The sequence below is a fragment of the Streptomyces sp. NPDC101194 genome (assembly GCF_044767885.1).
Classification (GTDB): domain Bacteria; phylum Actinomycetota; class Actinomycetes; order Streptomycetales; family Streptomycetaceae; genus Streptomyces.
This window is the reverse complement of record NZ_JBIWOS010000009.1, coordinates 135,111-150,149: the sequence shown is the minus strand read 5'-3', so window position 1 is coordinate 150,149 and position 15,039 is coordinate 135,111. Positions and strand designations below refer to the sequence as shown.

9 protein-coding genes are annotated in these 15,039 nt (G+C 71.0%); 1 reads left to right on the top strand and 8 read right to left on the bottom strand.

What is annotated here, in order from left to right:
* Nucleotides 1–24 precede the first annotated feature (24 nt).
* The 8 genes from ACIRP2_RS29145 to ACIRP2_RS29110 form a co-directional block, all read right to left on the bottom strand.
* A complete protein-coding gene (locus tag ACIRP2_RS29145) occupies nucleotides 25–1,074 on the bottom strand; it encodes an NAD-dependent epimerase/dehydratase family protein (protein ID WP_404255365.1) in 1,050 nt (349 codons plus the stop codon).
* Between the two features lie 43 nt (nucleotides 1,075–1,117).
* Nucleotides 1,118–1,858 (bottom strand): lysophospholipid acyltransferase family protein, encoded by a 741-nt coding sequence (locus tag ACIRP2_RS29140; RefSeq protein WP_404255363.1) that lies wholly within the window; start codon nucleotides 1,856–1,858, stop codon nucleotides 1,118–1,120.
* A 296-nt stretch (nucleotides 1,859–2,154) separates the two neighbouring features.
* Nucleotides 2,155–2,757, bottom strand: a complete 603-nt coding sequence (locus tag ACIRP2_RS29135) for a hypothetical protein (RefSeq protein ID WP_404255361.1) — start codon at nucleotides 2,755–2,757, stop codon at nucleotides 2,155–2,157.
* 105 nt (nucleotides 2,758–2,862) lie between these two features.
* Complete coding sequence (locus tag ACIRP2_RS29130) at nucleotides 2,863–6,957, bottom strand: hypothetical protein (RefSeq protein ID WP_404255359.1); 4,095 nt, start codon at nucleotides 6,955–6,957, stop codon at nucleotides 2,863–2,865.
* A 9-nt stretch (nucleotides 6,958–6,966) separates the two neighbouring features.
* Nucleotides 6,967–7,842: a carbohydrate ABC transporter permease gene (locus ACIRP2_RS29125; RefSeq protein ID WP_404255357.1), complete on the bottom strand. Its 876-nt coding sequence runs from the start codon at nucleotides 7,840–7,842 to the stop codon at nucleotides 6,967–6,969.
* Nucleotides 7,839–8,798, bottom strand: a complete 960-nt coding sequence (locus tag ACIRP2_RS29120; protein WP_404255355.1) for a carbohydrate ABC transporter permease — start codon at nucleotides 8,796–8,798, stop codon at nucleotides 7,839–7,841. The genes ACIRP2_RS29125 and ACIRP2_RS29120 overlap by 4 nt, the downstream gene beginning before the upstream one ends.
* Nucleotides 8,795–10,102, bottom strand: a complete 1,308-nt coding sequence (locus tag ACIRP2_RS29115) for an ABC transporter substrate-binding protein (RefSeq protein WP_404255353.1) — start codon at nucleotides 10,100–10,102, stop codon at nucleotides 8,795–8,797. The genes ACIRP2_RS29120 and ACIRP2_RS29115 overlap by 4 nt, the downstream gene beginning before the upstream one ends.
* Nucleotides 10,099–13,041 (bottom strand): family 78 glycoside hydrolase catalytic domain, encoded by a 2,943-nt coding sequence (locus ACIRP2_RS29110; protein ID WP_404255351.1) that lies wholly within the window; start codon nucleotides 13,039–13,041, stop codon nucleotides 10,099–10,101. The genes ACIRP2_RS29115 and ACIRP2_RS29110 overlap by 4 nt, the downstream gene beginning before the upstream one ends.
* Nucleotides 13,042–13,335: 294 nt before the next feature.
* Between ACIRP2_RS29110 and ACIRP2_RS29105 the strand changes: the two genes are divergently transcribed.
* Complete coding sequence (locus tag ACIRP2_RS29105; RefSeq protein WP_404255349.1) at nucleotides 13,336–14,934, top strand: alkaline phosphatase D family protein; 1,599 nt, start codon at nucleotides 13,336–13,338, stop codon at nucleotides 14,932–14,934.
* The last annotated feature ends 105 nt before the right edge of the window (nucleotides 14,935–15,039 follow it).

The following is a 15,039-nucleotide window of genomic DNA, read 5'->3' as shown; positions in this document are numbered from 1 at the left end:
CCGTTCCCGCGTACGGGGTCCGCCTCATGCCGTGCGGTCGTACGTCTCCAGCCAGGCGTCCTCCGCCGCGTAGTCGAAGAGCTTCTCCCCGTACGCCCGCAGCATGACGGGATAGGCCTCCCTCCAGTCCCTTCCTTCCAGCTGTGCGGAGATCCACTCGACCGTCGCCGGAAGCGACTCCGCATAGCCCGTCACCGGCCGGTACCCGAGTTCCTGCTCCGCGGCCGTCATGTCGTACACGATGGGATGGGCGGCGCTCCACGGCGTCGAGCCGACGCCGTCCTCACCGGGCGCGCCCGCCATCAGCACGGTCTCGGTCCTCCGGCCGAACACCGCGTCGACGGCCTCGCCGATCTCCGTCACCGTCGGCGCCTGCGGGTCCCCGGCGTTGAGCACCCGCGAACCGGGCCGGCCGGCCGCGAGCCGGATCAGCTCGGCCAGATTGGAGACATGGACCGGGTGGAACCGGGACGTCCCGCCGTAGGAGAGCACCCGCCGCCCGCGGCCGTCCAGCAGCCGCTTCACGAAGTACAGCTCGCGCGGCGACCGGCAGTGCACCCCGTGGATCGCGCCGGCCCGCAACAGCGTCACCGGCAGCGCGTCCCCCGCCGCCAGCAGATCCCGCTCCAGCTGTATCTTCCGGGTCCCGTAGGTGGCGTCGCCGGCCGCCACGGTGCGCTGGGTCTCCGGGATCGGCACGGGGTACCGCGGAGACCCGTCGGGTTCATCCTGGGTGTCGAAGTTTCGGCCCCGATCGTCCTCGTACACCGCACCGCTGGAGATGACCACCGCCGAACCGATCCGGTCCGCGAGTCCGGTCAACTGACGGGCGTGGTCCTCGCCGTAGGCCACCATGTCGACCAGTACGTCACAGCCCTCGCCCAGGGCCGCCGCGAGCGCGCCGTCCTCGTCCCGGTCGAGAGCCGTCGCGCGCACCGCCTCGTCCCACCGTGCGTCCCGCCCGCCACCCCGCGAAGCGGCCGTCACCTCCCAGCCGTCCTCGACGAGCGCCTGCACGGCGGCCCGCCCGATCTGTCCCGTCGCTCCCAGAACCCATGCGTTTCCCTTGCTCATGAGGAGCACGCTAGGACGGGGCCGGAGCCCGGACCAGAGGAGTTCACCGAGCGCGGATTCGCCGTCGGCGTCGCAGCTTCGGGAACTTCTTCGGCTTCGCGTCCTGCTCGCCCTGTGCGGCCTTCACCTTGGCCGCGTACTCGTCGACGTACTCCTGTCCGGAGAGGCCGAGGATGGCGTACATGATCTCGTCGGTGACGGCCCGGATCGCCGCCTTCTGGTTCTCCAGACCGGCGTAACGCGAGAAGTCCAACGGCTCGCCGAAGCGGATGGTGACCCGCCTGATCCGCGGGACGACCTGTCCCGGCGGCTGGATCTCGAACGTACCGACCATCGCGCACGGCACCACCGGCACCTGTGCGGTGATCGCCATCACGGCCACGCCGACCTTGCCCTTGTACAGCCGTCCGTCGTGCGAGCGGGTGCCCTCCGGATAGATCCCCAGCAACTCGCCCCTGCCCAGCACACCGAGCCCTTCACGGATCGCCGCCTTCCCCGCGTCCTTGCCGGACCGGTCCACCGGAATCTGCCCGATGCTGCGGAAGAAGGCGGCGGTCAGCCGCCCCTTCACCCCCGGTCCGGTGAAGTACTCGGCCTTGGCGAGAAACGTGATGCGCCGTTTCAGGATCGCGGGCATCAGGAAATGGTCGGAGAACGACAGATGGTTCCCGGCGACGATGGCCGCGCCGTCCTTCGGAATGTGCTCCAGGCCCTCGATCCTGGGCCGGAAGAACAGCCGTAGCAGCGGCCCGAGGACGACGTATTTGAGCACGTAATAGAACACGGGGCGGCTCCTGGGGCCTCTCGTTCGGATCACGCCGTGCCCGGCTTCCTCGGCGAGCGGCGGCTTCTGCGCGATTCTGCGGGACAGCCCTCAGGAACGGGGAGCGGGACGACTGCTGACGCTTCATCATGACGGAACGCCGTGCCACTGAACAGGACGAACGCGAGCACCCTGTCCCGGTGCGGGCCACGGTCCGCAGAGCGGCGGCCCGGGCACCCCTCCCGCACCGAGAACGCCGGGTCGGAACATGCGGTCGGATCCGTGCCGGATCGCGATGCGCGCTCCGAAGGGGCATCTCACCCGCGGTTCGCGACGCCCTCCGCCACGGGAGCGAACAACACTGCCCAGTTGCCCGGCAGATGCCGCACCGCGGCGCCGAGGTGGAAGCGGGCCACCGTCCACTCGTCGGGCCGGGCCCGAGGCCCGTGCTCCTGGACCGCCTGCAGGCACTGGTCGATGAACTCCGGGTCCTCTTCGTCCAGCCCCAGTCGCTCGCACGCCCGTTCCGCCTCCGGTGACTGTTCGAACCAGTCGTCCCAGCCGGTGGCCGCGCCCAAGAGGTAGAGCAGGTGGCTCGCAGGGGCCGGCAGGGCATCGCGCAGGCCCTCGGTGGTGAATTCGCACTCCGCGACCCCCGCCAGGCCCGAGCTCCCGGTTGCCGCGGCGACGAGACTCGCCCAGTGGTTCCTGTCATGCGTGCCGGTCGTCTGTCGCATGTGTTCGCTCGCGAAGGCCGCCATCGCCTCCGGATCGTCGATCAGCGGTGACAGGACGATGTCGCTTCTGTAGTCGAAGCCGAAGTAGTAGCGATGCCCGTCGAGCACGAGCGACTCGATACCGCCGACATGGGCGATCCGTCCGGGCAGCGGATCGAAGCGTTGGGCAGATGTCCGTTCCATGGGTAGGACCGTAGCGACAGCGACTGACACTCCCCCGGTCGCCGGGGAACCGGAAGCGCCGGTCAGCGGTGTCCGCGTCGCCGGTCCTGGGCGGCCTCGACGGTGTCACACCCGCGCCTCGCCCTCCCCGCGACCACCTGTTCGCAGCCGGACGGGACCCAGCAGCCCGCTGACACGCTGCCCCGGGAAGACGAAGTGGGTCGGGCTCGCCGCGTCCAGGTGGGGTGCCAGCGTCCCGAACACGGTGATGTCGAGGGTGTTGGCCCCGGGCCCGACCAGACCCGTCAGATCGAAAACGTACGGGGAACACACCCGCACCCCGGCCTCCGCGTCACCGACCCGCACCTCCGCCGTCCCCCGGACCCGCCCGAGATCCAGTGACACGGGCCCCTCCGCGGCGCCCACGGGCACGTTCACCGATCGGCGGTAGCGCACGCCGCCGCTGTACTCGGCCAGGCCGCGCGTCTCCCAGTCGCCGAGGCGAATCCTTCCGGGGCCGACCTCGCAGCGCACCGGACCGGCCAGGGCGGCGCCTCCCTCGCGACCGGGAAGCGTCCGGACGCGCAGGGCCGCGGTCCGAGGGCCGGAAGGGGCACCGGCCGAGAGATCGACCGTGATGGTCCGCATGTCCCGGGCGTCGACGGCGGTGACCGCCGCATCGCACGCGGAACCGTCCACGAAGACCGTCGCCTCGCCGTACACGCGGACCGTCAGCCCGACGGCTCCGGGCGGCAGTTCCCACCACAGCCACTCCACCGCTCCCCGGCGCCCCGGTACGGCGAACCGGACCGGCACCACCGTGCCGTCGTCCGCTTCCGGGTCCAGCCACGCGGCGCCCGGCAGCGGATGAGGGCGGCGGCGCAGATACAGGGCGGCCGGGTCGCCCACCGGCTCGCGACGCACCGCGACCGGTACACGTCCCCGCCCGCTCCCGGCCCACCACCGGGCATCGCTGTGCAGGGTCGCGACCCGGTCGCCGTTCCCGTCCTCGAAGGCCGCGTCCACCAGGACCGCACGGTCGCCTCCGTCCGACGCCTCGACCGTGATCTCGTTGTCACCGATGCGCAGGGCCGCCGCCACGTCATGCCGTCGCACGCGGGGCACCGCGTGTTCGGCGTACGGATCGAACCCGCCCTGTCTGCCCACGACATGTCCGTTGACGCGCAGGAGGCAGGGCACTCGCGCGGCGACCTGGACGACGGCCCGGACGGGGAGGGCCGTCAGACGCAGCGTCGTGCCCATCGTTCCGGCAGCGTGAATCCATTCCGGGCGCCGGTAGCGCCCCGGATCGCGTACGAGCGCCACGTGCGCCCGCAGTGCGCAGTCGTGATCGGGTGTCAGTTCCAGTTCGAGCAGGTGGCGGCCCGACGACGCCCGCAGCGGGCCCGTCGCGAGGTGGCCCCCGTCGTCCAGGGCGACGGGCGCACCGTCGATGCGGACCCGCTTCGCCGCCGCGGCGCCGACCGCGAGATGTCCGTCGAAGTCCTCGTCGAGGAAGAAATCCGTGCGCAACAGCGCCATCCGTCCGGCGGCCGAGGGGCCGATGTGCGCGAACTCCTCCGGCACATGTCCCTTCGGCCCCAGCACGGCACGGTGGACGGGGTCCTTGCGCACTCCCAGGGTGTCGGACCACGCGAGGACCGACGCGCCGTCGGTTCCGGCGCCGTCGCGGAGCAGCAGCGCGTGCGGACCGAAGGTCGCGTGGACCGTGTCCCCGGCCTGCTCGTCGGCTCGGTCCGGCATGGCCCAGCCGTCCCGCACGCCGTCCTCCCCGGCCGCCTCCACCCGGTGCCGGAAGGTCCGGCACTCGGTGACGGCCGGGCCACCGGGCGGGCCGGTGGCGGGCCGGGCGAAGTCGCCCCAGGTGTTGTCGAGGGTCGGGACGAGTGTCATGTCCCACTCCGCTTCCGGAGGGATCCCGACGGTGGTGACGGCCGCTGCCGCACCGGGAGTCCCGGACACCTCGGTCGGGGCCGCGTCCCGGGTGCGGTCCGGAAACACCAGCAACGCCGCGGGCCCCCGGTCGAAGGGCACGTCGACCTCGGCGTATCCGGCGTCGTCGTCGGCCGGCCGTACCGGCAACGTCCGGGGCACGCCGCCGAAGGGGTCGACCAGGAGGGCCGGGCCCACCGCGTCCGGCACCCGTACCCGTACCCGTGCGCGGCGCGCGTAGCGGTCGGGGTCGAAGTCGTACCGCGCATCCAGCCAGCCCAGTGCGGCACCGCGTTCGTCGGGGGCCGCGACGGTCGCCCGGGTGGCCCGCGGGGATCCCGCGGTCAGGAACACCACCGTGGCGCCCTCCGTGCGACGCGCGAGTGCGGGCACCGGGGCCCGGACCACCGGGTGCTGTCCCATGAGCGCGGCCGCCAGCGAACCCGCCGGATCGTCCGCCCCGTCGACGAAGAGGGCGCTGCCGTCCGCGAAGCACGAGCGCAGCTCGGCCGGGGCCGTGTCCGGGCCGGGGCCGACGACGTGTTCGGGGAGAGCGCCGACCGCGATCAACTTCCCACCGGCGCGGACGAATTCGACGAGGCGCCGTGCCGTCTCCTGTTCCAGGACCGTGCACGCGGGCAGCACGACCGTGGCGTACGCCTCGTTCGCGACCCTCAGGCGCACGTCGCCGTCACATGTCGCGACCCGGGCGCGTGCCAGGGAGGCGTCGTCGATGACGTCGGCGTCGAGGCCGAGTCGGTCCATGAGGCCCGGACGGGTGCGGAACCAGGACATGTCGCCGACGAGTTCCAGGTACGTCGACTGGGCCCGCCTCGCCGCGCCCGAGATCCCGTCCGGTGCGGTACCGGCCTGGGCCGTGGTGGTCGGCAGCAGGATCGCGGTGTCGCACAGATGGCGGCCGAGGCTCAGGATCGCGCACAGCCGGGTCACGGCATCGGCCAGGACACGATGGTGGCGCCAGTACGGCTGACGCCAGTCGGTCGCGGGCGGTGCCCACTCCCACCAGCCGCCCTTGGTCGTGTAGTAGACGGCATGCGGGTTGTAGAGGGTCGCTCCGGCGCGGAGCCACGGCAGCAACCAGTCGAACGTCTCCTCCGGCGTGCCGCCCCAGCCGGTGGAGTGGAAGGCCTCGATCCAGGTGCGGGGACGGCCGTGGAGATGGGCGAGCGAGGAGTGGATGCGGGCATCCCCGTGGTGGTCGGAGCCGGGGGCCGAGAACCAACGGTGGGTGCGGGCGTAGTCGGCGTACAACTCCACGCCGGCGACGGGGTGTCCGGCACGAGCCGGGTCCTGCTGGTCGCAGCCGATGAGCAGGCCGTGCCGGTCGTGCCAGGCGGCCAGCGGCCGGAAGAACGCCTCCTCGGCGAGTTCGGCGCGGGTCATCTGGTAGTCGCGCCGGACGCGGTGGACGTCCGCATCCGTGCTGTCGTCGTACAGGGCGTCGAGCCGTGCGGTGATGTCGTATCCGCGCAGACGGAGAAAGGCCTCGGTGAAACCGGCGGACCAGGTGGGCAGGGACGGCAGCTCGTCCTGGAACGAGCCGACGACGACGGTACCCAGCCGGTCGCCCAGCCGGCGCTCGAACTCCCCGTGCACCCGGTCGAGCAGCGCCGCACACGCCCCGCTGCCGAGATAGTCGAAGCCGAGCGGGACATGGTGATGGAGCGTCAGGCGCCAGCGGCCCGCGCCCGGCGCCCGTACCACCCCGTCCTCCACCGCGACCGGGACTGCCGGGCCGACGGTCCGGCCGGCGTCGTCGACCGGCTCGGCGCGGCCCGCCAGCGGGCATCCGTCCGGGGGACACCGCAGCTCTCCGGCCGGCATCGCCGCGGATTCGACGACGGCACTCAGCCGGACGAGCCGGCGGCCGGCGTGGGCGGGCTGTTCATCGACCAGACGCGCCTGGAGGTCCGCTCCGGAGAAGCCGAGCTGGTCGTAGAACCACAGGCTGACGCCGAGTTCACCGGCGTCGTCGCACACGCCGTCGAGCAGCTCCCACCACGCGTCCGACATGAAAGGCGGGTCGTCGGCGTCGGAACCGAACAGCGGGCCCGACGGCGCCAGATTGAGGAGCACGAGGTTGTGCACACCGCCCTCCGTGAACCGTTCCAGCTGGGCCCGCAGCCGTGTGCGGTCGAGCCGTTCCCCGCTCCACCACCAGATGGCCGTGGGTGAGAAGGCACGCGGGGGTTCCGCGAGGATCGCGGCGATGCTCGGAGGGAGCGACGGATGCGCCGGGTGTGTCATGAGATGTCCTCAGCCCTTGAGGCCGCCCGCGAAGCCCTTGATCACATAACGCTGGAGAAGTACGAACACCACGAGGATCGGCAGCGCCGCCAGTACGAGTCCGGCGAAGACGAGTCCGTAGTCGGAGACGTACTGACCGACGAACGCGAACACACCGACGGGCACGGTCTCCTTGTCGGAGCCGCCCAGGTACAGCAGCGGTGTGAAGAAGTCGTTCCAGACGAACACGGCGTTCAGGATGATCACGGTGCCGGTGATCGGGCGCAGCAGGGGGAAGACGATCCGGGTGAACGCCTGCCGGTGGTTGCAGCCGTCGATGAGCGCGGCCTGTGCGTAGTCCTGCGGCAGGGCCCGGATGAATCCGGTGTAGAGGAAGACGGTGAAGGGCAGTTGGATGCCCGTGTAGAAGAACACCATGCCCTGGTACGTGCCCAGCCAGCCCAGGTCGTCGACGAGTTCGTAGAGCGGGATCATGCCGAGCTGGAAGGGCAGCACGATGCCCAGCAGGAAGAGGATGTACACCCCGTAGCCGAGGCCGCGGGCGCGCCGCGCGAGGCAGTAGGCCCCCGTGGAACCCAGGACGACGAGGAGCAGCAGACTCGCGACGGTGATGATCGTGCTGTTGAGCAGCGCGGGCCCCAGCGACGCGGAGGACCAGGCATGGCCGAAGTTGGCGAAGGTGGGCGGCGAGGGGAGCGAGAGGGGGGAGTCCGCGATCTGCCGGGGATCCTTCATCGCCAGAGTGATCAGGGCGTACACCGGGAACAGGAAGACCACGGCGACGGCGATCATGACCAGTTCGAGGACGTACCGCCCGTAGCGCGGTCGGCGCCCCCCACGCCCGGGTCTCCGTGCCACGGGCCCTCGGGGCGGTGCGGTGCTCACGCGGTGACCTCCCTGGCGCGCAGATGATGGAGCTGGACCAGGGAGACCGCGGCGACGAACAACGCGAGGACGAGGGCGACGGCGGTGCTGTAGCCGAACTTCCCGTACACGAAGGCTTCCTTGTACAGCACGGTCGACAGCGTCTCGCTCGAGGTTCCGGGGCCGCCGTTGGTGGCTGCGTAGACCTGGTCGAAGAGCTTGAGACCGCCGATGGTCGACAGCATGAGGTTGATCGTCAGGGCCGGGGCCAGCAGCGGCCAGGTGACGTGGCGGAAGCGCTGCCAGGAATCGGCGCCGTCGATCCTCGCGGCCTCGTGGAGTTCGGCCGGGACGCCCTGGAGACCGGCGAGGAAGACGACCATCGAGTAGCCGGCGTACTGCCACACGACCATCGCCGCGACGGACCACAGGGCGAGCGAGGGATCGCCGAGCCAGTCCTGACGCAGACCGCCGAGTCCGATCGCACCGAGGACACCGTTGAGGCCCGCGCCGTTCTCGGGGTTGTAGACGTACTTCCACAGGATCGCGACCATGACGGGGCTGACGACGGCGGGCGCGAAGAAGATCAGCCGCAGCAGGGCGCGGGACCTGATGTTGGTGTGGACGCCGAGTGCGAGCAACAGGCCGACGCCGTTCTGGACGACGACCACGGCGACGGTGAGCAGCAGGGTGTTGCCGACGGACTCCAGGGCCCGGCTGTCGTCGAGCAGGGTGCGGAAGTTGTCCAGCCCGGTGAAGGAGAAGCCGCCGATGCCGGACCAGTCGGTGAAGGCGTACATCACCCCGGCGAGGCTGGGGTACAGGACGACGGCGCCGTACACGACGAGCGCCGGGAGCACGGAGATCCACGGTGGGGTGGTGTGATCGCGGTACCGGAGGCGGCGGACCGGGCCGTCGGGCGGGCCCGTGACCTTGCCGCCCGTGCCGGGGACCGGCCTCTCGGAGGTCGTCGTCACGACTTCTTCCCGTAGGCCTCGTCCATCTGCCCCAGCGCGCCGTCGACATCCGTCCTGCCCGCGAGCAGATTCTGCACGGCGGCGAAATGGGCCGGCTGGACCTCGGCGTTGGGCCAGCTCTGGTCCATGAACGGGACGGCCCGGTTGTCGTCGATGACGGGCAGGAAGCCGTCGAGGACGGGGTCGATCCTGGTGGACGCGTCGCGCTTGAACGGGATCGCGGCAACGGACTGCGCCCAGCGGTCGACGTTCTTCTGTTCCCCGAGGAATTCGATGAAGTCCTTGGCCCCGGCCGCCTTCTTGGACCGCGCGGAGACACCGAGACCGACGACGATGCCGGCCGGGATCCACAGACGCGCCGCGTCGTCACCGCCGGGGAACGGGAACATGCCGAGGTCGTCCGGTGTCGCGGTGGCCTGCCGGAAGTTGGCGAGCACGGCGGAGACCTGGACGGCCATGGCCGCCTTGCCGCTCGCGACCATCGAGGTCTGTTGCTCGTACGTCGTCCCGTTGGGGTTGTCATTGAAGAAGCCCCGGCGCTGCAACTCCTTGTACTTGCCCATCGCGTCGGCCCACCCGGAGCCGCGGAAATGCGCCTTTCCCGCGGCCATCTCGGCGTCGAAGCCGGGGTTCTCGGCGTAGACCGCGTTGGGCACCAGTGCGTAGGTGATCAGCTGGGTGACCCAGGGAGTCTGCGTGCCGAGCGCGATCGGGATCACGCCCTTGGCCTTCAACCTGGCGCAGACGTCGAGGAGTTCGCCCCATGTACCGGGCGGCTTCACCCCGGCCGCGGCGAAGGCCTTCTTGTTGTAGATGGCGCCGATGACGCTGCTGCCCGCCGAATACAGATACGTCTTGCCCCGGTACCGGTACGCCGGATGGAAGTTCGCCGGGACCTCCCTGGTCCACGGCTGGTCGCTGAGGTCGGCGAGCAGCCCGGCCTTGGCCAGCTCGACCATGGACATGGCACTGCCGCTGCCCGGATAGAGCACATGCACATCGGGGGCGTTGCCTCCGGCGAGCTGGGTGCGCACCACCGTCTGTACCTGGTCCGTGGGTGCGAAGGAGGTGGAGAACCCGTCACCGGGACGGGACTTGCGGTACAGCCCGACGAGCTCCTCGATCGGCTTCTGCTGGTCGGCGACGCCGACGATGCGCAGCTTGCCGGAGGCTCCACTCGAATCGGAGCAGGCCGTCAGCGCGGGGGGAAGGGTGGCGAGTGCGGCGACACCGCCCCCGATCCGGAGGAATCCCCGGCGTCCGACCGTGCTCCGGCCCGGTCGGCTGTGAGAACCCGTCGTCATGGTGTGTCCTCCTCGTGCGAACGGGCGAACGATGGTTTCGCCGCCGGTCCTGGTGTACGTGGGCTCGGGGTGGGCGACGGTCGAAGACAATCCGCGTGCGGCGTACCGGCAGGGCCGCCGACGGGCGGCCAGGCCGCGGTGAAGCGGTAGACGCCCGAGGACACGCGGTAGAGAACGTGGTCGGGGCGGGTCGCGATCAACGTGACGTGGGGGTCGTCGGGGCTCGGGACCGCCCCCGATTCACGGACCGAGCAGGGGTCGGTGGTCGGCACGTGCACGTCGGCCACGGCGCCGGGCGGGACCCGTACACGCAGGGCGAGCCGGCCGCCGTTCCTCTCCCAGGCCACCTCGACGGTGCCGCGGACCGATACGTGGCGGGCGCTCGCGTGCCGCAGGGAGCCGGGGCGGGGCCGTACCCGCAGATGACGGTATCCGGTGGAGTCCGGTACCTGGTCGAGGCCCGCGACACCGCGGTAGAGGAATTCGCCGATCGAGCCGAGCGCGTAGTGGTTGAAGGAGTTCATCGACGGAGCACGGAACCCCGCCTCGGGTGTCCACCCGTCCCAGCGTTCCCAGATCGTGGTGGCGCCGTGCCGCAGCGGGAACCGCCACGACGGGACTTCGTCGCGGCGCAGGAGAGCGTGGGCGAGATCGGCCCGGCCGTGCGCGTCGAGGACGGGCGCGGCGAGCGCGACCCCGAGAAAGCCGGTGAGCAGGGCGGGACCGGCCGACTCGACGAGTTCGGCGAGGCGGCGCGCGGCGGGGTCCACCAGCTCCGCGGGCAGCAACTCGAAGCCCAGTGCGAGGAGATAGCCGCTCTGGGTGTCTCCTGCCACGCGCACGGCGGGGAGCCCGTCGGCGCCCTCGTCGACGGTGACGAACTGCTCGGTGAACGCGCGGCGGATGTCGTCGGCCAGCCGGTGGTAGTGGTTCGCGGCCTCGTTCCGCCCCAGGACGTCGGCCGCCCGCGCCGTGAGGCGGGCACTGTGCGCGAAGTAGGCCGTGGCGACGACGTCGCGCGGGGTGGGAGTGCCGGGGGCGAGCCAGTCGGAGAAGTGCGGACCCACCCGCCTGCGCCAGACCAGATCCGAGTTGTGACGGTGAATCAGATCGACCCAGGCGCACATGCCGACCAGCGCCCGTTCGAGGAACCGCGGGTCGTCGTAGGTGCGGTAGAGGTGCCACGGGATGATCACACCCGCGTCGCCCCAGCCGGGCGCTCCCTCGTCGGCGACCCCCACGAGGCGCGGGGCGACATTGGTGAAGCCGCCGTCGGGCGTACGGGCGTCATCGACATCGCGCAGCCACTTCGTGAAGAACGCGGCGACGTCGGCGTTCAGCGCGGCCGTCGGCAGGAACACCTGCGCGTCGGCCAGCCAGCCGAGCCGCTCGTCACGTTGTGGACAGTCCGTGGGCACACTGACGAAGTTCGAGCGCTGCCCCCACGCCACACAGTCGTGGAGTCGTCGGAGCTCCGCGTCCGAGCAGTCGAACTCCCCGGCCCACGGGGTGTCGCTGTGCAGTGCCACGGCGACGACATCGGACTCGGTCAGCTCGGGGACGCCACTGATCTCGGCATATCGGAAGCCGTGATACGTGAAGCGCGGTTCGAACACGATGTCGCGGCGTCCGTCCCCGACGAGCACATCGGTCGCGGCGGCGGTGCGCAGATTGGCCGTGTACAGACGGTGCGAGGCGTCCAGCACCTCGGCGTGCCGGATGACCACCCGGGCCCCGGGGGCCAGCCCGGCGATCCGCAGCCGCACCCGTCCGGCGAGATTCTGGCCGAAGTCGACGAGATGGATGTCCGCTGACGTCCGGGTGACCGAGCACGGGCGCAGCTCGGCCATCGCCCGGACGGGCTCGTCCGCGGACGCCACGAGCAACCGGTGATCGGTGTCCGTGATCAGGGCCGGGGACCATCCGGAGTCGTCGAACCCGGGCAGCTCCCAGCCGTCGGCCGCGTTCCGCAGGTCATGGCACTCGCCCATCAGCAGATCCGCGTGACGGACGACTCCCGTGCCGGTGCGCCAGCTGTCGTCGGTGACGATCGCGGTACTGCGGCCGTCCGGACCGGTGAGGTGGAGTTCGGCCAGGAACTGCGGGAACGAGCCGTAGTGGGCTCCGGCCCTGCGCGGTTCGAAGCCCACGAATCCGCTCCACCAACCGTCGGCGAGGGTCGCGGCGAGAACGTTCTCCCCGTCACGCAGCAACTCGCCCACGTCGTACGTCTGGTACTGGACGCGTCTGCGGTAGTCGGTCCATCCGGGCGCGAGTTCGGCGTCACCGACCCGAACGCCGTTGAGCCGGACCTCGTACAGGCCGCGCGCACTGACATGGAGCCGGGCGCGTGTGCCGGGCGATCCGGTGAAGGCGCGTCGCAGCACGGGGCACGGGGAGAGCCCGTGGTCGTCGAGGGCGAACTCGCCCTCGGTGGGGGCGTCCATGACGTCGATCCGACGCGGGTCGTGAGTGATCCACGACGCCCGCCATGCCCCCACGTCGGTGAAGGCGGTCTCGAACCAGGACGTCGCCTCGGTGGGCGCGCAGGGCCCGCCCGGCCAGACGGAGACCCGCCAGTGATAGCGCGTGCGGCCCCGGAGCGCGGGGCCGGCGTACTGGACGGCGATCGCGCCGGGATCGGACACTCGTCCCGTGTCCCAGAGGAGTCGACCGCCTTCGTCCAGGTCCTCGGGGCGCTCGGCGACACGGACCCGATAGGCCACGGGGTCGTCCCCGCGGTGCGCGGAGGCCAGCCGCCAGGAGAGCCGGGGCGCGGGTTCGTCGATCCCGAGCGGGGTGGCGCGGTGCTCGCACCGCAGGCCGAACGGCCGCAGCGCCCGGTCTTCGGGAGTGTCGGTCGCTGTGCCCCCGGCGGGGCCGGGGGCGGGCACCTCCGCCGCCGAGGAACCGGACACGAGCACGTCCTTCCGTCGCACCGATTTTCCTCATGTGAAATCTAACGTTAATTCTGTGGCGTGGAGACTATGAGCCCCCCTCAGGGGTGTCAAGGGTGTTGCCGAACCCTCCCTCGGTCGCCCCGGAGAAGGGGCGATGTATCCCCAACTAACCGCTGTGAACGGCAATGTGACCACCCGTGCGTGGTCTTGTGGGGTGTTGTTCCCCTGTGATATTCAGCCTGTGATTACCACATGGGCGGACGTGAAATCACGTGCCGATCCCACCTCGTACCGGACGGGATCCCGCCCGACGAAGGGACGAGTCTCATGTCAATGAACAGTGGGCCAGGCGGCGCCGGAGGGTTCAAGAGACGGGCGATGCTCGGTGGGACGGTCGGAATGGCGCTTGCCGCGGCCGGACTGTCGGCGGGCAGCGCCTGGGGCGACACGCCCTTCCACGAGGATCCGTTCACCCTGGGAGTCGCCTCCGGCGATCCCTGGCCCGACGGATTCGTGCTGTGGACCCGCCTCGCGCCCCAGCCCCTGGCTCCCGACGGCGCCGGAGGCATGCCGCCGTACTCCGTCGACGTCCAGTGGGAGGTCGCCCGCGACGAACGCTTCCGGTCCGTCGTACGCCGGGGCCGCACCCGCGCGGTGCCCGAGCTCGCCCACTCCGTCCACGTCGAGGTCTCCGGACTCCAGCCGGGCCGGCACTACTACTACCGCTTCCGCGCCGGCGGCGTGCACAGCCCCGTCGGCCGCACCCGCACCGCACCCCCGCCGCACAGCCGTCCCAAGGAGCTCGACTTCGCCTTCGTCTCCTGCCAGGCGTGGTTCGAAGGCTTCTACACGGCCTACCGGCACCTCGCCGAGGAGGACGTCGACCTGGTCCTGCATCTGGGCGACTACATCTACGAGAACGCCATCGACGCCATGGGCGGTGTACGCAACGTCCCCGTCGCCGCCGAACTGCGCCCCGAGCCGATGGACCTCGTCCAGTACCGCAACCGTCACGCCCTGCACCGCTTCGACCCCGATCTCATCGCCGCCCACCGGGTCCACCCGTTCGCCGTCGTCTGGGACGACCACGAGGTCGAGGACAACTGGGCACGCGACAGGTCCAAGGCCGACAACGAACCCGACCAGGACCCGGCGGTCTTCCGGCAACGTGCCGCGGCCGCCTTCCAGGCTTACTACGAACACCTGCCGCTGCGACTGCCGAACAGACCGAACGGCTTCGAGGCACGGATGTACCGCCGTCTTCGCTACGGCCGCACGGCCACGTTCCACATCCTCGACACGAGACTCTTCCGCGACGACCAGCCCTGCGGCGACGGAACGAAGAGCGGCTGCGACGAACGGCTCGAACCCGGCCGCACGATCCTCGGCCCCGAGCAGGAGCGGTGGCTCTACAACGGCCTCGGACGTTCGGACACGACCTGGAACATGATCTCCCAGCAGATTCCCGTGACCCAGGTCGACACCGACCCCGGACCCGGTCAGGCCTTCGTGATGGACTTCTGGGACGGCTACGTGGACGCGCGCCGAAGGCTGTTCAAGGAGATCACCGACCGCAGCGTGAGCAACCCCGTCGTTCTCACCGGTGACATGCACCGCCACCTCGCCGCCGATCTCAAACAGGACTTCGACGACCCCGGATCGCCCACGCTCGGCGTCGAGTTCGTCGGCTCGTCCATCTCCACCACGAAGGACGGGATGGACCTGGACCCCTCCGGCGCCCGACTGCTCGCGGCCAACGAGCACATCAAGTTCACCAACTTCCAGCGCGGCTACGTACGTTGCTCGCTGACCCAGGAGCGCTGCCGTGCGGACTTCCGGGTGCTTCCGTACGTCACCACCCCAGGAGCCCCCGTGTCGACCCGTACCTCGCTCGTGACCGAGGCGGGGCGGCCCGGCATCCAGCCCGCCTGAGACATACCGGTCGCGGGGGGGCGGGGGGGGGGGCGGCGGGGCCCCCCCCCCGCGTCCGGGGCTCGGCCCGGCGGCGGTACCCGCCCGGCTACCGTGCCGGTTCGG